This window comes from Niabella drilacis, from assembly GCF_900101395.1.
Taxonomy (GTDB): Bacteria; Bacteroidota; Bacteroidia; order Chitinophagales; family Chitinophagaceae; genus Niabella; species Niabella drilacis.
In genome coordinates, this window is sequence record NZ_FMZO01000002.1 from 291,968 (window position 1) to 312,622 (window position 20,655).

A 20,655-nucleotide genomic window follows, 5' to 3' on the forward strand; every position below is an offset into this window, starting at 1 on the left:
CTTCCAGGTCTGAAACGGGATCTAATGTTAAACCTGGACCCCGCGCCGGCAGCGATTCCGTAATTATTGGATGAGTGGCAGCCGGGATAGTTGTTTACCATTATTAATTTCTTATCTTCATCCCTGAAAAGGAGTATAAAAAAAGAGGTAGGGATGAACATGGAACCGATCAATTTAAAAAAACTGGCGTCTCTTTTACATCTTTCTATAAGCACCGTTTCAAAAGCGCTGCGCGACAGCCACGAGATCAGTGCCGATACAAAGAAACGGGTGATGGACCTGGCGCGCGAGCTGAACTATGAACCCAACCCCTATGCCGGTAGTCTGCGGAAATTCAAAAGCAAGACCATTGCGGTCGTAGTTCCGGATATCATCAACAATTTTTTCATTTTTGCTATTAAGGGCATACAGGAAACGGCCCATGCAAAAGGATACCATGTGCTGATCTACATTACCAATGAAGACCCGGAATATGAAAAAGATGTAGTGCGGCATATGACCAACGGCCGTGTAGACGGGGTGGTTATTTCCCTTACAAGTCCTATTGATGATACCGATCATTTGAAACACCTGCAGGAAAAAGGCGTGCCGGTTGTGTTCTTTGACCGCGTTGCTGAGGGATTCAATACCAGTATTATTACCACTAACAACTATGCTAGCGCTTATAACGGCACCCGTTACCTGATCGAACAGGGGTGTAAGCGGATCGCGCATTGCCAGGTATCGGACAAAATATCTATTGGAATTGACCGGCTTGCGGGGTACAAAAAAGCGTTGGAGGATGCCGGCATTGCCGTACGCCCGGAATGGATCCTGACCAGTGATAAAAATTATGAGCATGATACCACACTGATCGAAAAAACACTGCTGCAAAAGAATGCTCCCGATGGTTTGTTTACCTCGGTGGAAACGCATGCGCTCATTGCCTATGATGTTTGCCGGAAACACGGCATTGATATGCCCGGGAAGTTAAAGTTGCTCAGCTTTAGTAATATGCCCACAGCGCATTTGCTGAAGCCTTCGCTTTCAACCATTACGCAGCCGGCGTTTGAGATCGGTCAGGCTGCCGTGCAACAACTGATCCAGGTACTGGAAAAACCATCGCGTTACGCGCCCGAAACGATCAATATGGATTCCGTATTGATTAAACGCGAATCTACCGGGAAATAGCCGATCCGTAAAAAGTACCATAAATAGCGCTGTTTGGTCCGGGCTGCGGAAAAAACCATTTTGTACCTTTGCACTCTCAAAATGCGTTTGTGGCACAAAAGGAAAAAATACCTGTTTATTCGATCGGTAACCTGTTACAGGAGCCAATACCGCAGGCAGCGCTTCAGGCTGAATACTTTTCGGCGTACCTGGAGAAGCATTATGCGGATTTGCACCGGCCGCACCGGCATTCCTTTTATCATATGGTACTTTTTACTTCCGGAGAAGGAACCCATACCATCGATTTTGACCGTTTTGAAGTAAAACCCTTCCAGGTATATTGCATGGTTCCGGGTCAGGTGCATAGCTGGCATTTTACGGCGGCGGTAACGGGGTACGTGGCTAATTTTCCTGATCATTTTTTCCGGGATTTCCTGTTTAACCCCTATTACCTGGAGCGGTTCCCTTTTTTTAGCGGCAGCAGCGCGGAGAGCGTTTTTCAGCTGCCGGCGCCGCTTCACGAAAAAGTGCCGGCTCTTTTTGAAGAACTGATTGCATTGGCCCCGGATGCAACAGCGTCACCGGATATGAACCGGGTGCTTTTGTTACAGATCCTGTTGCTGATGGGGAATGCCATTGCCGGTCATCCGGCCAAAGCCATCCCGGAACAAAAGAAAATGATTTTACATAACTTGCGGCGGTTAATTGATGTCCATTACAGATCCATACGGCTGCCGAAGGAGTATGCCGATCTGTTATACATTACCCCCAACCATCTGAATGCGCTGTGCAGGGATCTTTTGGGGCAAACGGCGGGGGAGCTGATCCGGAACCGGGTATTGCTGGAGGCCAAACGCCTGTTGATCAACGAAAATAAAACCGTGGCAGAGATCGCTTATGAGCTTAATTTCCAGGATAACTCTTATTTTAACCGCTTTTTTAAAAAATACGAGGGCGTAACGCCCGATGAATTCCGAAAACAATTTTTAAAGTAACGCAATATATATATGGAACCTGTACCTACAATAGCAGCAGCTACCGATAAAGAAAAAGATAAAATACCCAGTTATTTCAATGTAGTGGCCTCCCAATGCCCCAGGTGCCGGCGGCACAGCATGTTTGAAGTGAAAAATCCTTATAAACTGAAAACAACCATGCGGATGTACCAGGAGTGCCCCGTATGTAAACAGCCTTTTGAGCTGGAAACCGGCTTTTATTTTGGAGCAGGTTATGTGAGTTATGCGCTGGCTGTTGCCCTGAGCGTATCCACCCTGGTGGCCTGGTGGGTATTTATAGGGTTGAGTATTTATGACGACCGCTGGATCTACTGGCTGATCTTTAATGCCGTTTTCCTCATTTGTATGCAGCCGGTGCTGATGCGGATGGCCCGTAGCATCTGGCTTTCCTTTTTTGTACGGTATGACCGTAAGTGGTATGCCAATGCGCCTTCAAGGGTGAAGAAAAAGGGAAGCTGATCGTTTCTTCATTAGCCGCAGCGCCCCCTTTTTTTGGGGAAAATGTTTCTAATAAGAGAATGAATGACCTAAGAGACAGGGGGCACCGTTCCACCAGTCATCCTTGTCCCCGGAGGCAGGTACCAAACAGCTGCCATATGTGCCACAGCACAAGTGTGCGACGCAACCAGGCTGATGGTAGCATTGTTGATGACTAAATGAAAATCAATTAGTTATAATAGTGCGCCCGATTAGGCAATTCCCCCGGAATTTTGTAACTTTGCAGTCCGAATTTAAAAACCTTCGGATTTATTTATGTTTCAATTATTTTTTAAACAATTAAACGCTGATGCACAGGAGACTGCGGGCGCTGCCGGAGAACCGGTAGAAGAAGCGTCTACAGCGACAACCACTGCACCTGTAGAAGCTGCTAAACCGGCAGAAGCACCTGTTGCTGTTGAAACTGCACACGACGATTTCGACTGGAGCGTGGACAAACGCAACGTATCTTCTTATTCAAAAGAAGAAAAAGAAAAGTATGACAAAGTGTATGAAAATACGTTCATACAGTTAAACGATGGTGAGCTGATCAACGGTACTGTTGTAGGGATCACCAACACAGATGTGGTATTGAACATCGGTTTTAAAAGCGATGGTTTGATCTCTCTGAACGAATTCCGCGATCTTCAGGGCCTGAAAGTGGGGGATGAAGTAGAGGTGATGATCGTTGAGAAAGAAGACCGGGATGGTCACCTGAACCTGAGCCGTAAACAAGCCCGCACTACCCGTGCATGGGAGCGTATTGTGGAGGTGAACAAAACAGGCGAAGTGGTTACCGGACAGGTTACTTCAAAGACCAAGGGTGGTTTGATCGTAGATGTATTTGGTATGGAAACCTTCCTGCCAGGTTCTCAGATCGATGTGAAACCGGTTACCGACTACGATCAGTTTGTAGGTAAGACCATGGAATTCAAAGTGGTTAAGATCAACGAAACCATTAAGAACGCTGTGGTATCGCACAAAGCGCTGATCGAAAGCGATATTGAAGCACAACGTGCTGAGATCATCGGTAAACTGGAAAAAGGCCAGGTACTGGAAGGTACGGTTAAAAACATCACCGACTTTGGTGCGTTCATGGACCTGGGCGGACTGGATGGTTTACTGTATATCACTGATATTTCATGGGGACGTATCTCTCACCCGAACGAAGTACTGAAGATCGATCAGAAAGTGAACGTGGTGGTACTGGACTTCGACGACGAGAAAAAACGGATCAGCCTGGGTCTGAAACAACTGACTCCGCACCCATGGGATGTATTGCCCGAAGCTATTGTTGAAGGCAACACCGTGAAAGGTAAAGTAGTAAATATTGAAGATTACGGTGCATTCCTGGAAATCACTCCGGGTGTAGAAGGTCTGGTTCACGTAAGTGAAATTACATGGGCTAACACGCCTGTAAATGCTAAGGACTTCTTTAAACTGGGTGATGAGCACGAAGCGAAGATCGTAACGTTGGATAAAGATACCCGCAAAATGAGCCTGTCTATCAAACAACTGACAGAAGACCCATGGAGCGATATCGAAACCCGCTTTGCTGAAGGCACCAAGCATACCGGTGAGGTGAAGAACATCACCAACTACGGTGTGTTTGTAGAACTGGCACAGGGTATTGGTGGTATGATCCACATCAGCGACCTGAGCTGGCTGAAACGCTTCAACCATCCGGGCGAGTACACGAAAGTGGGCGAAAACATTGATGTAGTGATCCTGGGTATCGATAAAGATAACCGGAAACTGCAGCTGGGACACAAACAGCTGGAGGAAGATCCCTGGAATACCCTTCAGGACACTTTTGCCATCGGCAGTGTGCATGAAGGAACCATTGTACGCAGGGACGATAAAGGTGCTACCGTTCAGTTGCCTTACGGCCTGGAAGGTTTTGCTCCCAACCGTCACCTGAATACACAGGATGGTAAATCCGTGAACCTGGATGAAACCGCTCCGTTTATGGTGATCGAATTCGATCGGAATGAAAAGCGCATTGTATTGTCTCATACCCGCGTTTGGGAACAATCTGCATACGAAGAAAGAGAGTCTGTGAAGAAAGATGCACGCGCTGAGGCGGAAAAAACCAAAAAAGCAGTGAAGAACATCCAGAACAAGGTTGAAAAAGCAACCCTGGGTGACCTGAGCGCTTTGGCGGATATCCGGAAGAAACTGGACCAGGAAAATTCTGGTAAATCAGAATAAGCGTATCCGTTTTGATATTGAAAAGCTGTACCGGTAAAACGGTGCAGCTTTTTTTATGGGCGTTATGGGGGCGCCTGAAAAACGTTTAATTTAGCCGCTTTAAAATTCATCCCAATGCAACTTACACAGATACTGGATCAGGTATATCCGTTACCGCAGGAAGCCAGGGAAAAGATCATAGGACGGGTAGGGGAAGTGCGGTTTGGAAAAAATCATTTGCTGATGCGCGCCGGCCGGGTTGAGGGGAACCTGTACTTTATCAAAAGTGGCATTGTAAGAGCCTATGCAGATAAAGAAGACCAGGAAATTACCTTTTGGTTTGGCAGCGAGGGGGAGACCATTGTGTCTATGAACAGCTATGTGGCGGGCAGGCCCGGGTATGAGCATATTGAATTGCTGGAACCCTGTGTGTTGTATGAACTGCGGGCGGAGGAGCTGCAGCAGCTTTTTCAGGAAGACCTGCAAATTGCCAACTGGGGACGGAAATTTGCGGAAAAGGAGCTGATCAAAACGGAGGAGCGGCTGATCTCCCGGCAGTTTAAAACAGCGGCCCAGCGGTATAAGGAGCTGCTGGCAGACAGCCCGGGCCTGCTGCAGCGGGTACCTTTAAGCCATATTGCTTCCTACCTGGGTATTACGCAGGTAAGCCTGAGCCGGATCCGGTCGGAGATCCGCTGAACCATTATTTATCATTTGTAAAATTTTATTTCCCCGCTTCAGCAGAACTTTGCCGGAAATAAAAATGTATGAACTGGATTATTCTGATCATTGCAGGTTTGTGTGAAGTGGGGTTTACCTCCTGCCTGGGTAAGGCAAAGGAAGCGGATGGAGCCGCTATGTACTGGTGGTACGCTGGTTTTTTTGTATCGCTTACTGCCAGTATGTTATTGCTGATGAAAGCCATCCAGGGGCTCCCGATCGGAACGGCTTATGCGGTGTGGACGGGTATCGGCGCGGTAGGTGCAGCATTAATGGGCATCCTGGTATTTAAAGAGCCGGCTACTTTCTGGAGATTGTTTTTCATAACTACCCTGATCGCTTCCATTGTAGGGTTGAAAGTGGTTTCATCGCATTGATGAATAACCGGGAGCCGGGGGAGCCGGATAGCCGGGTTCTCCGGCATCTGCGTTCAGGTCAGATTATCTGTAGTCATCATGAAAAAAGAGCAGGCACTGATTAATGTTTACAAAAGGAAGGGGCGCTATTTTCAACAGCCATTCTCTTCACCCTGTTACCAGCTGGTGGTGTTGGAGGCACAGGGCCGTTTTGAAGTAGACCTGACGGAGTACACCTGTGCCGGGAAAACAGTATTATTCTTGTCGCCTTTTCAATATTTTAAATGGAAGGGGTCTGCCTCAACGGTGCTACAACAGCTGGAGTTTCATGGTGATTTTTATTGCATAGAGTATCATAAAGAAGAAGTTGCCTGCAATGGGCTGCTGTTTAACAATGTTTACCTGGCGCCGCATGTGTGGCTGAAACCGGCTGTATTTGCGGAAGTATGCGCGGTGCTTTCAAAAATTAAAAAAGAACAAAAAGAGTGCGCTGCGTTTTCGACGGCCGTACTGAAAGCATACCTGCAGCTGGTGCTGGCATTGTGCAGCAAGGAGAAAAAAGCTCTCCTGGATCGGCAACCTGCTGGGGCGGTGGGATTCATCGGTAATCATGATTTTCAGCAATTGCTGGAGCAGTATTATCTTACGGAGCGGACGCCTTCTTTTTACGCAGAGCAATATTCTTTATCCGTTGACGCGTTTAGCAAAAAGATCCGGCGCCAGTTTGGAAAAACACCATCGCAGCTGATCCAGGACCGGGTGATCCTGGAAGCAAAAAAACTGCTGCATCTTACACAACGTTCGGTTAAGGAGATCGCTGCACAGTTGGAATTTGAAGATGTGTTTTATTTCAGCAGGTATTTTAAAAAACATACGGGTTGTGCGCCAACAAAGTTCAGAGCACAAACGGGTATTTCTGTTGTGGCAAAATAATCCATAGGAATACCGGGTTTGTCCATGTTCCGGATTGTGCTGACGGTCTATTTTTGAGGGGAACAAAATCCTAAAAAAATATGAACCGTCTTCTTTTGCTTTTAGTCCGTAGCCGTGCAGGACTGGTGCATTTCATGCGCATTGCTATATTTATTGTAATGGCCTGGATCGGGGGGCTTAAAGCGTTTCAGTATGAAGCGGATGGTATTGTTCCGTTTGTGGCCAACAGCCCGCTTATGCATTTTTTTTATAAACAACCAGCGGAGTATAGCGCCCATAAAAATCCTGAGGGTAAAGTGGTCAACAGCAATATTAAATGGCATCAGGCAAATGGCACTTATGGGTTTTCCTATGGACTGGGGGCGGTTATTGTACTCATCGGGATTTTGACCCTCGCGGGGATCTGGTGGCCCCGGACCGGTGTTGCAGGCGGATTGCTCACCTTTGGGATGTCGCTGGTAACGCTCTCCTTCCTGGTAACCACTCCCGAGGTCTATGTGCCGGCATTGGGCGGAGACGGGCCAACGCCGCAGCATGGTTTTCCTTATTTGTCCGGAGCAGGGCGATTGGTGCTCAAGGACATCATCATGATGGCAGGGGGGCTTATTGTTGCGGCAGATGCGGCAGAGCGGGTATTAAAGCGGAGCGGCTCCTGAACATGGCGGAACTTTGTCCAGCCCCGGAAATTAAAAATTATGAACAGGATTACTCTGATCATTGCGGGGTGTTGGAAGTAGCATTTACTTCCTGTTTGGAAGCGGTTAAAACGGCTGTAAATGTGGAGGGATGCCGGTGTTACGCGGGCTTGTTTTTCATAATTACTGCCGCGTCGATTGTGCTTTTTAGCCATTGCAGGGAAGAACCGGGTTTTCTGTGCCGGCGCTTCAGTGGTCCATCTTAACAGCCCGTTTATACCAGACCTGATATTACCCGTATTGCTTTTATTGCCGGGTCAACGGCCGTTTCAACATTAGCGTTCTGTTCAAAGGACCCTTGGCCTGTGACGGGCGGGTAATCCTGTCAATACAAAAAATCCGACCTCACGATCGGATTTGAAACTGGGAAGACTGACAGGATAAAAAAACAGTGTTTCAGAATATTCCTTAACGGTTACCGCCATGCATGATCGTATGCTTTGCCTGTTATGGTCATGGGATCTCCGATATCGGTCTGGATAGAATTGGTATGCCATGCTATCTGCACGTTGTTGGGGAAGTGCATGATCACGGTAAAGATACCACGCTTCTGATCATCATACCAGTAGCCGTTTTTCCAGTAGTAATCACCTCTTTTGCCGGAAACAAAACCATCATAGCCCATGAGCAGATCCTTCATTTTGTCCAGCATCAGCCCCGATACGTATTTTCCGGCCTCGGCCGTCAGCAGCACCTGCGCCATCTCAGGAGTGTTGATAAACCAGCCGCCTGCACCGGCATCCTTATAGGTAGTATAAGCCATGATCCCCGGGAGTGCTGGCTTGGAATAGTTATAATACATCGTCATCTGGCGGTCGGGAGCGGCTTCGGTGATGGAGCCGCCGGCGTTCCAGGGGCCAATATTGATCTTCTGCCAGTCAGGCAGCCCGGCTACTTTGAAGATCTTCTCGCGCACATAATCACGATGGGCCTGCGACACGGCTTCATCGGCCTGCTCATCGGTCATGTTCGCATAAGTTTCCCGGCCGTTTACTACACATGGAATTAAAATACGGCACAAGAGATAATTGACGTTATCATATTTCTTTTCGGTAAAATAACCGAAGCCGGTAGTAGGTGTTTTCAGCGTTTTGCGCAGCGAAGCATAGTCGTTGCCGAAGTAGGTAAGACCCGCTTTATGCGTAAGCATGTCCATAACCCTGATCTTCCGGTTTTCCAGGGCAATATCCCATGATGAAGGAAGGAGGTCTGCAAGGTACGTATACTCATCAAGATCTTTTGCTTCCAGCGCGCCCAGGAGCGCCAGGGCCGAAATGGTTTTGCTGCAGCTGCCGATGGCCTGGCGGGTGGTATACGTGTACTTTATTTCAGGGTTATTTGTACTGAGGCGTGCAGAACCGCCCGCATCATACTGAACGATTTTTCCGTTCTGGGAAATGGCGAAGGACCAGCCCACCGTTTTTCCATCGAGGCTTTCCCGCATGTTCTTTGCAAAAAGCGCGGCATCGAACCCTTTGTTCACAATACCGCCGGGCTTTTGGCATGCTGTGAACGTCATTGCTGTAAGTCCCAGTACGACCCAGGAGTTTCTTAGTACATTTTTCATTTTTCTTGATTTTTAAAGTTTAGTCCTGTAAAGATGAATTACCGGAAGGCGATCCGGCCCGTAGAATTAACAAACAACTCTTCCGGGTTAACGAAACGGAAAGCTGATACCGTAATGCCTGCTACCGGCTGTTTCTAAAACCTGCCGGCAGTACGATGGGGCGAGAATCCACCGGCTGTTTTATAAGAGTGTCTGAAAGCTCCCGCCGGCGGCAGCGTAAGATCTTTCTGTTTTGCTATTCCCGGCAGATCAGAAAAAGCTAAAAAGATTGCTCCCGCCGGTGTTTTATACATGGCTCAATTGATAAGCAGTTTTGTTTAACCGGCAGCACTGTTTTATTAACCCAGGCAGCAGTTTCGTTAAAGCCCGCTGGCAACAGCATTACAGCGCTATAATTTGCATCAGCTTCTTTAACAGGGGATCCATAAAAAACGGCGCCCCCGGATAAATTAAACTGTAAAATCCTTAAACAATGAACTTTAAAAAACGACTATTCGTAACACTGGGCTTTGTGTTGATGGCTGCAGCCATATCCTGCAAAAAGGATCCTGTAGCCTCCCATGATGCGCTTACCAACAGTACCTGGCAGGGAACATTTGTTGTTAAGAACAACGGGCCCGACCCGCTTGCTATTCAATTCAGCGAAAATAAAAAGGCAACCTTGTTTTTTGGCGATCTGACAGCGTCTGCTGAACACCAGGGCAAGGGCAGTTATACGCTTTCCAACAATAAGTTGTTCTTCAGCGTAACAGATTATTATAATGAAAAGATGTCGTTTACAGGTACCCTGACCAATAATACAATTACCGGCACATGGGGGCACGGAGATGCGGATAGTGGTGGCGGCTCTTTTAGTATTACCAAACAATAGGAGGGGAGCAACCGCGGGTTTTCATTTTCTTTATCGGAGGTGCCGGAATAGAAAAGAGGCCGCCTTTTAAGACTGCCTCTTTTTGGTATCGGAGTAGTGGGGGAGTTGTTGGTGAGAAGTTTTTTGTAAGAAATGGTTGCCGGGGGTAAATTGTCTGTTATATTTAAGAAGCTGCATGTTAACCTTAACCTCTATGTTCCGTGGTTGCCTTGTTTTCAGTTACAGCTCTTCATTACAAACTTTTCAGGTTGCCCTTACAGCATTTCATCCACAACTGCTCACTCCTGACATTTCAATACAAGTATCTCACGATCTATTTCTTCGCAGCTTTCAGGTTAAACCCGATTTCCACGTCCTTGCTGATCATCCAGTTTTCGGGGCTGCCTTCTGTTTTATAGCTGATTCCCCATGCACTGCGGTCGATCGTGAATTTTGCATGTGCTGTTACCTCGCCGTCGGTAATGGTTACCTGGGCCGGGAAAGTGATATTCAGCGTACTGTCTTTTAGGGTAAGGTTACCACTGATCAGGTTGGTGGCGCCGGGTAACAGGCTTTTCTGCTGTGTGCTGTCGTAAGGAGCCACTTTGGTGATCACGAAGGCAGCAGTGGGATGTTTGGCTGCGTCAAAGAAGTCGGGACTTTTCAGATGCGCTTCCAGGTCTGCCGCTTTTTTGCCGGGCTCTGTAACTGAAGTGGTATCTACTTTTAAACCGGTCAGGTCAATGGTAAAGCTGCCCGCAGTAACAGCACCGTTCTCAACAGAAAGATTCCCGTCATTTACACTGATGATGCCAAAACGGGGCGCAAAACCACCTTTATGGGTCGCACGCCAGTCAACGGTTGTGGTAACTGTGTCAATTGCGTAGGTGTTGCCGGTAGCTGCCGCTGCTTCTTGTTTTTCTTCGGTTTTTGCCTGGTCGCTGGAAGTACCTCCACAGGCTGCTAACAGTAATGCCAGGGCGAAGATCGAAATAGGTTGTTTCATATTTATTTTGTTTTAGAATTGCGCGCAAAATTAAACAGATCTTTCTATAAACAATGTTTAAACATTAAATATGGCAATTTTATAACAATTGATACCGGGCAAAGCGGTGAATGATGCCCTTTTATTGATCCTGCGCAAGTTTTTTGTAACTCTCTGCATTTTCGAAATAGGAAACTTCGCCATTATTGCCGGTAATGACAATATAGGCAGATGCCTTATCTACAAGTTTGCCGGTAGCGGGGTCTTTTGCTGTCCGTACGGCAGCATCCTGCGGAATCCGGTTCTTACACATTTCACAACAGCCATAATAGGTGTTGCCATTAAAGGGTACTGCTATTTGTGCTTTCCCCATATAGGCATCGTTAACCATGCATACAAGGTTGGAGGGCACGGGATCTCCTTTTTTATAGTGAGCTGTTCCCGGTTGCAATGCTGCGGTTACTGCTGCCGGGGTGGGTGCTGCTGTTGTTTCCTGTTTTTGGGCCGGGCTGCTGCAGGCGGCCAAAAAAACGGCACTGCAAATGACGAAGCCGGTTCTTATAACTTGGTTCATTTTTATTGTTTTTTGATTATTTAAATGATTGGGATGTTGTTCGGGATCCGGGAGGATGGTTTTACGATGATCCTGAAATGTAAGGCGTATCCAGAGCAACCGCATAGAGCAATCCTGCGGCTTCCGGCGTGTGCCTTTGCGCTCGCAGATTATCACAGGGGGGTGAGTATTGATATCTGTGCGAATCCGTGAGCGACTTTTGTACACGCACCGATTACTCCGATCGTCACAGCATTTGAAGGATGTTGATCAATGTATGATCTGTGCGAATCAAAGAAATCTGTGAGCAATTATTCTGTATCTGCGTTACCTGATCTTAATAAGTGAGTACCAATCCGCCGCCAAAGCCATATTCGGTATTGTAGTTGGCGGATACGCTGAAGTTCCGGTTAACGATGTACCGCAGTCCGCCCATGTATTCCCTTCGGGTGTCGAGTGAGAAAGCGCCTCTTAAACGTTTTGAAAGCGGAATATCTTCCCGGCCCAGTTCCACGCGTACCTGTCCCTTTGTATCGATCTGTGTTTGCAAAAGCACCAGCCAGGGCAGGGTATAGGCAAAACCGGCAGTATAGCGGGGTTTGCCATCATGTTTGAATTTTTGTCCTAGAAGATCCTGTTCTTCATGACTGTCTTTCCGGTAGGCCCATTCAACTCCAACAAACGGGCGGAACCATTGCATCTGTCCCAGGAAGCGCCCCACACTGGCTTCTATTTCATGTCCTCTTTTTGCAGTATACCCCAGTTTCCACTCGGCCGTAAAGGCCCAGCGGGTATTGTGATACAGGGCAGATCCGAAATTCCCATTGGAGGCAACTTCGTTTTCGGCCATGAGGAAGAACATGCGGTCGTCGCGGTATAGTTTTTTGATCGTTTTCTGCGGGTTGGTTATATAGGGATTGGGGGCCTGGCCCTTGTAAGTGAAGATACGCCCCATGCCCGCCATCATATGATAAAGGATGTGACAATGAAAGAACCAGTCGCCTTCCACATTGGCCTCGAATTCGATCACGTCGGTTTCCATGGGCATAATATCGATCACGTTTTTCAGCGGTGCATAATCGCCTTTATCATTGAGCACGCGGAAATCATGTCCGTGCAAATGCATGGGGTGGCGCATCATGGAGGCATTGTATAATTTAATACGAACGATCTCGCCTTTTTTGATCAGTATCTTGTCCGTTTCAGAAACCACTTTATTATCCAGGCTCCATACATAGCGGTTCATGTTGCCCGTTAATGTAAAAGTGAGCTCCTTAACCGGTGCGTTTTCCGGCAGTACTGTTTTCTGCGGGGCTTTTAGCATATTATAGTTCAGTGTAACGATCGCCGGCGGCATGGCCGGGCCGGCTGGCATGGCATCGTGGTTGTGTTCCATCGTGGAATGGTGCTCCCTGTTATTACTGGTAGTAGCCTGCTCCCTGTGTTCCTTTTTTGAAACGGCAGGCCCGGTGATCTCGGGGTACATAACGGTATTCATATCCATCTGCTGCAGACTCATCTCCATACCCATATCATTCATGCTCCCGTTCATGCGCATCATGCCATTCATCATCTTCATACCTTCAAAGTACTTCAGCCGTTCCAGCGGTTGTGCCAGTTGCTTTTTCCCTTCCCCGATAAAAAGGGATGTGGAGTTGGTGCGGTCCTCCGATGTAGCCAGCAGTTCATAGGACCTGCCCTGTTCGGGAATGGTTACCACGATATCGATGGTTTCAGATGGCGGCAGGATAAAACGGTCTACCTCAACGGGCTCTACATCATTGCCGTCATTGGCTACCACGGTTATTTTTCCGCCGGCATAGTGCATCCAGAAATAGGTGGAGGCTCCGCCGTTGGAGAGCTGCAACCGCACTTTATCGCCGGCTTTGAATTGGGAAAGCTGACTTTCATTTTTGCCGTTGATCAGCATTTTGTCGTAATAGACGTCGCTCACATCCATCGCCAGCATCCGCTTCCATTCGTTTACGAGCTTGGTTTTAAAATGACCCGCTTTGATGGCTTCGGCGTAGCTCTGTACGGCATTCTTTTTAATGGCCGCCCAGTCGTTGGCATTGCGCAGCATCCGGTGAATGTTGTGCGGCATGATGTCCGTCCACTCACTTAGGATCACCGGAACGGAGGGCAGGTCGTCGATGCCTTTACGGAATGTGGGGTCTCCCGCTTTTTTATGAAAGATCATGGAGCCATACATACCGATCTGTTCCTGGAAGCCGTAATGACTATGATACCAGTGTGTGCCCGTCTGAATAATGGGGAACCGGTAGGTGTAAGTGGTTCCGGAACCGATAGGCATTTGTGTTAAATAGGGGACCCCATCTTCTTTATTGGGGAGGAAGACTCCATGCCAGTGCAATGCGGTGGGCTCTTTTAGCCGGTTGTGTACCACTATTTCGGCGGTATCGCCTTCCGTAAATTCGAGGGTGGGCATGGGGATCTGTCCATTGACGGCGATGGCCATTTTATGTTTGCCGGAGTAGTTGACCATGGTATCTGTTACATAAAGGTCATACCGCTTTACACGCTGGGCCTGTGAGTGCAGTACCGCCACTATTAAAAGTACCAGGATCCCTGTTGTTTTTATTTGTTGTTTCATTTCTGTTCTGCTTTACCAGGTAGGGCTACCTGTTTGTCTGTAGTATATAGCCCGTTGGGGCCGTTCTGTTTTCCGGAGCGGTCTTTCAGCGCGGTGAAATAACGGATCAGCATTTCCTTTTCCGCTGCCGTAAGACCGCCATGCACCAGGGTATAGGATCGCAATGGCATGGATCCTTTGTTCAGCGCATTGACGATCCCGTTGAATTGGGTACGTTGCTTACGCATTCCGTACCCCGCCACTTCATCAAAGTTCAGTTTTTTCTTTCCTTTTTGGATATGCCGGTTCATAAATGCATTTACCGGTTGTAACATAGCATACCAGGGATAGCGGGTATTATTGCTGTGGCAATCCAGGCAGGCCGCTGTCAATACCTGTTGCACTTCCGGCGGAGGGGCAAAAAGGTTTGCAAAACTGCCGGCCGTAGCTGTGGTCCTGTTCCGGGGTGGCCGGGGAACGAATTGCAGCCCGGCTATGAGCAGCAAGACGATCCCGGTTCCGGTACGAAACGGTTTCATGGGTTCACTGTTTCGGTGATGGTACCACAGTTGTTGCGGGCTGCTCCGGTATAAGGATTTTTTAGGGTTTGCTGATTGCTGAGCCAGGATCCTCCTTTCCCGTTGTTCAGAGAGGCGCAGGTAAATTTATAAACGACGGTTTTAGTGCCTGCTATCTTCACAAGGTCGTACAGGTCCTCGCTCAGCATTTGGAAATGCTCGCGCTGATGACCGGGTTGATCTTTGCTGGCGGCAATATGCGCGGCGTTTTCAACGGAGGCTTCGATGATCTCCTTTACCTCCTTTTGCTGTACTGCCGGAAGTTCCGTTACAGGCCCTGCCTGCAGCTTGTTTCCGAGAGTATTGGCGGCATTCGTGATGCCGGTGGCCTGCTCCTCAAAAAGTGCTGTTCCCAATGCAAAGTAGGCATCCAGTATGGCTGTTGCAGAAAAGAGCTGTTTTGTTGTGTCAGGCTCCTGGGCGGATACCTGTGGGCTGGAAGCCGTATCGGCGGCTGATGGTTGCTCCCCGGTTCCGGGGGTATTGCAGGCCACTGCAGCAATAGCCATCCACCCCCATAAAAGTAACTGTTTCATGAGTGCTGTTTTAGAATGAGGTATGCCGGTTATTGAAGCGTTTCCTTTGTGGATCCGCAGGTGAGCATTTTTGAGCCATAGTAGGGGTTTTTGATTTCCTGCTCTTTGCTCAGCCAGTTGGCGCCGCCGTTGTACATCGGGCAATGGTTATAATAAACCTTGTAAGCGGATCCGGAAGCTTTTATCAGCGGGTACAGTGTTTCTGTAAGCGACGCAAATGCGACCCGCTGCTTTTCGATACCCGAAGCCGTTTTTAGCGCTGTTGCCTGTTGGTCCAGCTTCTTCATTACCACCATCCAAACGTTGTGCTCCTTTGCAGAAAGCTCCCCCATTTTTACGGCTTTAACCTGCCCCGCAAGCTCGTTCGCTTTTTGGGCTACGGCTTTTGCATCCGATTGAACCAATGCCTGCTGAATCGCAAAGTAAGACTGGTATAAGGGATCCAGCTTTGATACAGCGGCATCAGCAACGCCGTGATCTGTATGTTGCCCGGCGCCGGGTATATCCGCATTCTTTTGCTGGTGCAGTGCGGTTATGGCCCCTTTGTACTGGCATTCTTTTGATAAAGCCTGGTAGGCGGCTACAGGGGCATTGTAACTTTCATTGTCGAACCCCGCAAGGGCTACCTGCTTCAGCACGGCATCTTTTGTTGTGGCATGGGGATCATAAACAAGCTGTGCTTTTTTTGTGGAAGGCTCCCATGTTAAGCGGGCCCTGTTCTTTTGAGCTCCTGCCTTTTCAATAAGGGTTTTGCAGGCGGCGGAACTGCCCTGGATGGATACGGTGATGGTTTTTGCATTTTTGATGCCGGCGCCGGCATAAATAGATGTGGTCATCAGGGCCATCAGAAGGGCCAATGATGTATTTTTTATGAATTGCATATAGGTATTATTAATCAGTTGAAAAATGATGTATGCGAAATGGTGCATACCGCCCGGGTACGCGTATGCGCTACACCAGGGACATGAAAAGCGTTGAAAATACTGATTAACTTAACCGGGGAGGCTGCCAGATGGAATAGGTATAGGAAGCAAGCTGCATCTTGTTGATCCCGCTGCTGTAGTCCGTTGCAGCAACCGGGAGCTCCGTAATGTCCAGCTGATGAACGGCATGCAGGCTATATATGGAAACGGGGTGACAACTGTTATCCGTACAGTTGTCATGTGTACAATGTCCTTTTTGCTGATGTGCTGCCGGCGACTGGCTACAACAGTTTGCCGGGTGGGCCATCATTTTTGTGTTATGTAAAGCCGGGCTAACAGTTCCTGCGCTTTTTTCAGTTTTATGATGCATTTCACAGGCACCGGCCTTCAGTACGGGCGCCGTAAAAAAAACGGCCAGAAGCAATATCAATTGTATAAAACGCATGAAGAATATGTTGCAAAATTAAACTTTATTGTTTTCTGCGCAAAAAAAAATGGGTCAAAAACAGATTCTAACAGTTTGATAACAATTGATACTCATTTACTTATCATTTCTGTAAATAATATAAGAAAACTATGGAATTTTGTAAGGACCGGCTGTGATGTTTTCCTTATTACAAGCTCCTGATCAGAAGATTTTTTTGCTTTTGCGGGTTCTGAAATGAGCCCTCACAACGACTGCCGGAGCAGGACCATATCTTTAAGCTGAATGCCGTTTTCAAAAATGGGGTGAGGGTAGTGCGTTGTAAAAAAGTTTTTCCGGAGCGCGTATTTTCTAAAACCGTTGCGTTCATAAAAGCGGATCTGTTGAAATCCCGTATCGGAAGTGCCCACAATGAGTGTTCTGTATTGCTGCCGGCCTGCGATCTCTATTATTTTTTGGATCAGGAAAGAGCCAATGCCCCTGTTCTGGTGTGAGGCAGCTACCGCTATATTTTTTATTTCCAGGTCGTCGGCGGATAACGGGTATAGAGCGGCAACGCCGATCATTTCCTGCGCGTTCATCAACGTATATACCGCAGAGCTATAGATATATTTTTCTATGGCTGCGATGGTTTCATCCGCCAGTAACAGTAAACCGAAGGGGAGGGCGTCTGTTGGCCGGAGTTTTATAAGTCGGAGCTGTTGCATGATGGTATAGCCTGTACCTGTATCCGTTGCAGGCAGGGCAAAGTAACAAAAATATGATGGAAAGTACCGGTAATCAGTAGCAGGTATCTGTTTTATTGTTCCCGGTCGGCAAAAAGATGCGCATGCCAGGTATACCCGCAACGCCCTGCTCTTATGGCGAATCGTTTTTCGCCGTACCGGTGTGTGCTGTAGGATCGGGCTATTTTGTTTTTATGATGCCCTCATGGTATAGCCGGAGCATGTCCTGCAGGATCTGCGTTATGGCCTTTACCGGAAGGTCTTTGCCGGGATCGAAGGTGATGGGTTTCATCCGGGCCCGCTGCTCCTGTTTGAGCAATGGATGATGCATGTGTTTGCCCTCCACGATGCCCAGGTAAGGTTGTCCCAGTTTTTTATCGATCCAAAGGTAACAGCACATTTTTCCTTTGTAACAGAAAAAGGGCATTCCATACTTCCGGGCGGCCGTAAGATGGGTATCCTGCAACAGGATCATTGTTCTTAAAGCCAGGAGGCAGCTTTTGACGGGCTCCTCCTGCTTCGCATAAAACTCATCTAATGCGTTCATTCATTTTCCAATGCTATAAAAATAGGGACTTCTGCGTACTCCGGATCCTGTGCTTTTGCTCCGTACACTTCAAAATCGGTTGTATATTTCCGGGGCAGGGGAGTGCTCCAGATCTTTAGCCACTCGTTAAATACAAATCCCTCGCTCATTTTGCCGGTTGCGGTAAAGCAGGCGTAATTCCCTGCGGCAATTTCCAGGGCTTCCATACCCGAGGGAACCTGGTCAAAAGAAGTAACCCTGCATCCGAGCACAGTGGTATACGGCCGTGTATGATCCTTTTCATACGAGGTGTAAATGGAATAGATATCGTCCCCCGCTTTGTTGGGTATCTGCCTTGCAATTTCCTCCTTCATGAACCGCTCCCAAAGCGCCGGGATATCGGTAGCTGCCTGGTTGTTTTCATTGGTGGTTCTTACGCTGATCCCGATCACTTTAAATGATGCTATGTACTCCTGTATCATAAATAATTCTTTTGGTAAGCGAAATTAAAGGAAGGGAGTGACAGCCCTATGTCAGGGGGGGGGAGTTTATGGAACAGCCCACCGGGGCACATATGCTTGAGAACGGGAACTTTGCCGGCTGCCGCGATAAGTAATTGCAAACAATTTCCCGGAATGATGTATTTTAGGCGGACAGATGGAGCCCTGTTTTTATAAAGAAATGGCATCCCCCACCGGGCTGCTGCGCCTGGTAGCGACCTCTGCACACCTGGTTGGTGTGCAATGGCGGATCAACGAAGATTACAGCCGTAATGAACATTTTTTAAAGGATGTCAATCACCCCTTATTGCTGGAGGCAGAACGCCAGCTGAATGATTATTTTGGAGGGAAGCTAAAGGTATTTGCATTGCCGGTAATGCTGGAGGGCAGTGATTTTCAGAAGAAGGTTTGGGAATTGCTTGCAGGGATTCCTTATGGGAAAACGATCAGCTATGGCGAAATGGCACGACGCATGGGCGACACGAAAACCGTGCGGGCAGTGGGGGGCGCGTTGAATAAAAACCCCGTACCGATCATTGTTCCCTGTCACCGGGTAATCGGCGCAGATGGGAAGATGGTAGGCTTTGGTGGGGGAATGCAGCGTAAGATCTTTTTATTGAATCTTGAAAATCCAAAACCACAGCTGGACCTGTGGTAATTGTTCCCGCCGATGATCCATTCGTTTTCTGAGAAGACCTTTAAGCGTATCTGTAACCAGCTGGCAAAAAAAGATGCTCATCTTGCCGGGGTTCTGCAGCGCTACGGGCATCCGCCGATGTGGACCCGTACCAACAGCTTTGAATCGCTGGTGCATATCATACTGGAGCAGCAGGTGTCCCTGGCATCGGCGCTGGCAGCCCTTCGGAAATTGCAGGAGTATAGCGGGGAACTTACCCCGGCAGCGGTAGTAAGAATGAGTGATGAGGAAATGCGTTCCTGTTATGTCAGCCGGCAAAAGATGATCTATATCCGCGGGCTGGCGGAGGCCATCATCAGCGGATCTATTGATCTTGCGGCAATGCATCAATTGCCCGATCCTGTGATCCGTGAACGGCTGACGGCCCTGAAGGGCATCGGGAACTGGACGGCAGATGTATACCTGATGTTTGTGCTGCAGCGGTCCGATATTTTTCCTGCAGGGGATCTTGCCGCTGTTAATGCATTAAAGCGGCTAAAGGTATTGGATAAAGATGTTTCGCGCGATGAACTGGTTGCGATTGCCGCCAGCTGGGCGCCGCATCGCACGGTAGCAACAATGATCCTCTGGCATTATTATTTGTCGGCAGGAAAACGGGGATGATTCCCGGTTCCAGGTTTTACGTTCCATATTCCAGGTTAGCTCCGTGTTTCACTGCTCACGGGCTATTCTTTTGTTTGAGCTCCGAAGCTTCGCATACGCGTCAGGTTAACTTTAACAGGATTCAAAGAACGGGTTCAGATTAAAGGGATAAAACGGGTATATAAGGACCAGGGCGTCATAGGCACCACGTGTTTATAGAACCGTGATCATAGAGCAACCGGCTCCGTAGGATGCCGCGTAACACGGGGCATCCTACGGAGCCCGGTCCCAATAATGAAACATAGCTATCAACACGATGCTTCATCCGGAGCATCAACCCCGGGATAGACGGTAGAAATTGCCACCGCCGTTTTTCATTTAATCATGTAAAGTTAAATGGTTACCACCCTTTTGGAGGTGATGATGCCGGTTAGCAGGTTGATTTTATTTTTATATTCCTGGGTAAGCTCCGTATAATCGGGCGCCGTAAACAAGGCATTGCGGACAATGGGAACGCTGAACGGAACCGGCCATGCCCGCAGCGATTTGGCTACGGCATCCATCGCGTTGATCCCCTGCATGGCCTGACCGCCATCCGCCCAGCAGATCATACCAATGAGCTTGTCAATTAAATAGGGGCGCTCTTCTTTGGAACTCAGCTCCAGCCAGTCGAGGCAATTTTTCATCACCCCGGTCATGCTGCCATGATACAGGGGGGTTAGCCATATATGCGCATCCGCGTTCCGGAAAAGATTGAGCATTACCTGAACTCCATTGGGTACTTTTTGCAGGGTATAGTCAAACAAGGGGATGCCGGATTCTACGAGATTAAAAACCGTGGTTGCTGCCCCCTGGTCTTCCAGGTGCTGCTTCAGGTATGCAGAAAGTTTTGCAGGAGTGGACGCTTCCCGCTGGTCCAGTGATCCGTTTAAAATAAGTATATTCATGATCTTGTGACTGATATTGGTTTATAAATAACATGAGACATCACCGCTGCCAAATATAGTGCTTTTTACAACGGTATCTTTTGCCCGTGAATTGACGCAAATGTACTAAATTTGATATTTAAAGTAAATAATT

The 20,655-nt window shown here is 48.2% G+C and carries 23 protein-coding genes; 11 read left to right on the forward strand and 12 right to left on the reverse strand.

Annotated elements, in window-relative coordinates:
• The first annotated feature begins 153 nt into the window (after window positions 1-153).
• The 8 genes from BLS44_RS04575 (at window position 154) to rclC (ending at window position 7,497) form a co-directional block, all read left to right on the forward strand.
• Window positions 154-1,170, forward strand: coding sequence for a LacI family DNA-binding transcriptional regulator (locus BLS44_RS04575; RefSeq protein ID WP_245729100.1), 1,017 nt, complete (start codon window positions 154-156; stop codon window positions 1,168-1,170).
• Window positions 1,171-1,259: 89 nt separating this feature from the next.
• Window positions 1,260-2,144, forward strand: a complete 885-nt coding sequence (locus BLS44_RS04580; RefSeq protein WP_245729101.1) for an AraC family transcriptional regulator — start codon at window positions 1,260-1,262, stop codon at window positions 2,142-2,144.
• A 12-nt stretch (window positions 2,145-2,156) separates the two neighbouring features.
• On the forward strand, window positions 2,157-2,624 hold the full coding sequence (locus tag BLS44_RS04585) for a DUF983 domain-containing protein (protein ID WP_090388865.1): 468 nt from the start codon (window positions 2,157-2,159) through the stop codon (window positions 2,622-2,624).
• Window positions 2,625-2,918: 294 nt separating this feature from the next.
• Window positions 2,919-4,853: a 30S ribosomal protein S1 gene (gene rpsA, locus BLS44_RS04590; protein WP_090388866.1), complete on the forward strand. Its 1,935-nt coding sequence runs from the start codon at window positions 2,919-2,921 to the stop codon at window positions 4,851-4,853.
• A gap of 114 nt (window positions 4,854-4,967) precedes the next feature.
• Window positions 4,968-5,531, forward strand: a complete 564-nt coding sequence (locus BLS44_RS04595) for a Crp/Fnr family transcriptional regulator (protein ID WP_090388867.1) — start codon at window positions 4,968-4,970, stop codon at window positions 5,529-5,531.
• A 68-nt stretch (window positions 5,532-5,599) separates the two neighbouring features.
• Window positions 5,600-5,929: a DMT family transporter gene (locus BLS44_RS04600; RefSeq protein WP_090388868.1), complete on the forward strand. Its 330-nt coding sequence runs from the start codon at window positions 5,600-5,602 to the stop codon at window positions 5,927-5,929.
• A gap of 78 nt (window positions 5,930-6,007) precedes the next feature.
• Window positions 6,008-6,841 carry a helix-turn-helix domain-containing protein gene (locus BLS44_RS04605; protein WP_090388869.1) on the forward strand — a complete coding sequence of 278 codons (834 nt, stop codon included), beginning with the start codon at window positions 6,008-6,010 and terminating at the stop codon, window positions 6,839-6,841.
• A gap of 80 nt (window positions 6,842-6,921) precedes the next feature.
• Window positions 6,922-7,497 carry a reactive chlorine resistance membrane protein RclC gene (gene rclC, locus BLS44_RS04610; RefSeq protein WP_090388870.1) on the forward strand — a complete coding sequence of 192 codons (576 nt, stop codon included), beginning with the start codon at window positions 6,922-6,924 and terminating at the stop codon, window positions 7,495-7,497.
• 454 nt (window positions 7,498-7,951) lie between these two features.
• On the opposite strand, the gene BLS44_RS04615 is transcribed toward rclC, so the two are convergent.
• Entirely contained in the window at window positions 7,952-9,103 is a 1,152-nt protein-coding gene (locus BLS44_RS04615) for a serine hydrolase (protein ID WP_090388871.1), read from the reverse strand.
• 472 nt (window positions 9,104-9,575) lie between these two features.
• Between BLS44_RS04615 and BLS44_RS04620 the strand changes: the two genes are divergently transcribed.
• The gene (locus tag BLS44_RS04620; protein WP_143019656.1) at window positions 9,576-9,974 is read left to right on the forward strand and encodes a hypothetical protein; all 399 of its coding nucleotides are present in this window, start codon (window positions 9,576-9,578) and stop codon (window positions 9,972-9,974) included.
• Between the two features lie 313 nt (window positions 9,975-10,287).
• On the opposite strand, the gene BLS44_RS04625 is transcribed toward BLS44_RS04620, so the two are convergent.
• The 10 genes from BLS44_RS04625 to BLS44_RS04675 form a co-directional block, all read right to left on the reverse strand.
• Window positions 10,288-10,959, reverse strand: coding sequence for a YceI family protein (locus BLS44_RS04625; protein WP_090388873.1), 672 nt, complete (start codon window positions 10,957-10,959; stop codon window positions 10,288-10,290).
• 121 nt (window positions 10,960-11,080) lie between these two features.
• On the reverse strand, window positions 11,081-11,512 hold the full coding sequence (locus BLS44_RS04630) for a hypothetical protein (protein ID WP_090389167.1): 432 nt from the start codon (window positions 11,510-11,512) through the stop codon (window positions 11,081-11,083).
• Window positions 11,513-11,828: 316 nt separating this feature from the next.
• Window positions 11,829-14,105 (reverse strand): multicopper oxidase domain-containing protein, encoded by a 2,277-nt coding sequence (locus BLS44_RS04635; RefSeq protein WP_090388874.1) that lies wholly within the window; start codon window positions 14,103-14,105, stop codon window positions 11,829-11,831.
• A complete protein-coding gene (locus tag BLS44_RS04640) occupies window positions 14,102-14,623 on the reverse strand; it encodes a heme-binding domain-containing protein (RefSeq protein WP_090388875.1) in 522 nt (173 codons plus the stop codon). The genes BLS44_RS04635 and BLS44_RS04640 overlap by 4 nt, the downstream gene beginning before the upstream one ends.
• Complete coding sequence (locus BLS44_RS04645; RefSeq protein WP_090388876.1) at window positions 14,620-15,198, reverse strand: DUF3347 domain-containing protein; 579 nt, start codon at window positions 15,196-15,198, stop codon at window positions 14,620-14,622. The genes BLS44_RS04640 and BLS44_RS04645 overlap by 4 nt, the downstream gene beginning before the upstream one ends.
• Window positions 15,199-15,227: 29 nt before the next feature.
• Window positions 15,228-16,079 (reverse strand): DUF3347 domain-containing protein, encoded by an 852-nt coding sequence (locus tag BLS44_RS04650; RefSeq protein ID WP_245729102.1) that lies wholly within the window; start codon window positions 16,077-16,079, stop codon window positions 15,228-15,230.
• Between the two features lie 106 nt (window positions 16,080-16,185).
• Entirely contained in the window at window positions 16,186-16,566 is a 381-nt protein-coding gene (locus tag BLS44_RS04655; RefSeq protein WP_143019657.1) for a hypothetical protein, read from the reverse strand.
• Window positions 16,567-16,790: 224 nt separating this feature from the next.
• Window positions 16,791-17,252, reverse strand: coding sequence for a GNAT family N-acetyltransferase (locus BLS44_RS04665; RefSeq protein WP_090389169.1), 462 nt, complete (start codon window positions 17,250-17,252; stop codon window positions 16,791-16,793).
• Between the two features lie 199 nt (window positions 17,253-17,451).
• Complete coding sequence (locus tag BLS44_RS04670; protein WP_090388879.1) at window positions 17,452-17,817, reverse strand: DUF1801 domain-containing protein; 366 nt, start codon at window positions 17,815-17,817, stop codon at window positions 17,452-17,454.
• A complete protein-coding gene (locus BLS44_RS04675; RefSeq protein WP_090388880.1) occupies window positions 17,814-18,278 on the reverse strand; it encodes a GyrI-like domain-containing protein in 465 nt (154 codons plus the stop codon). Before BLS44_RS04675 ends, BLS44_RS04670 begins: the two co-directional genes overlap by 4 nt.
• A 175-nt stretch (window positions 18,279-18,453) precedes the next feature.
• Here BLS44_RS04675 and BLS44_RS04680 point away from each other — a divergent pair, with 175 nt between their 5' ends.
• The gene (locus BLS44_RS04680) at window positions 18,454-18,954 is read left to right on the forward strand and encodes a methylated-DNA--[protein]-cysteine S-methyltransferase (RefSeq protein WP_090388881.1); all 501 of its coding nucleotides are present in this window, start codon (window positions 18,454-18,456) and stop codon (window positions 18,952-18,954) included.
• Between the two features lie 12 nt (window positions 18,955-18,966).
• Window positions 18,967-19,596 carry a DNA-3-methyladenine glycosylase family protein gene (locus BLS44_RS04685; protein WP_090388882.1) on the forward strand — a complete coding sequence of 210 codons (630 nt, stop codon included), beginning with the start codon at window positions 18,967-18,969 and terminating at the stop codon, window positions 19,594-19,596.
• A 371-nt stretch (window positions 19,597-19,967) separates the two neighbouring features.
• Here BLS44_RS04685 and BLS44_RS04690 read toward each other — a convergent pair whose 3' ends face one another.
• Window positions 19,968-20,522 carry an NADPH-dependent FMN reductase gene (locus BLS44_RS04690; RefSeq protein ID WP_090388883.1) on the reverse strand — a complete coding sequence of 185 codons (555 nt, stop codon included), beginning with the start codon at window positions 20,520-20,522 and terminating at the stop codon, window positions 19,968-19,970.
• Window positions 20,523-20,655: the final 133 nt, after the last annotated feature.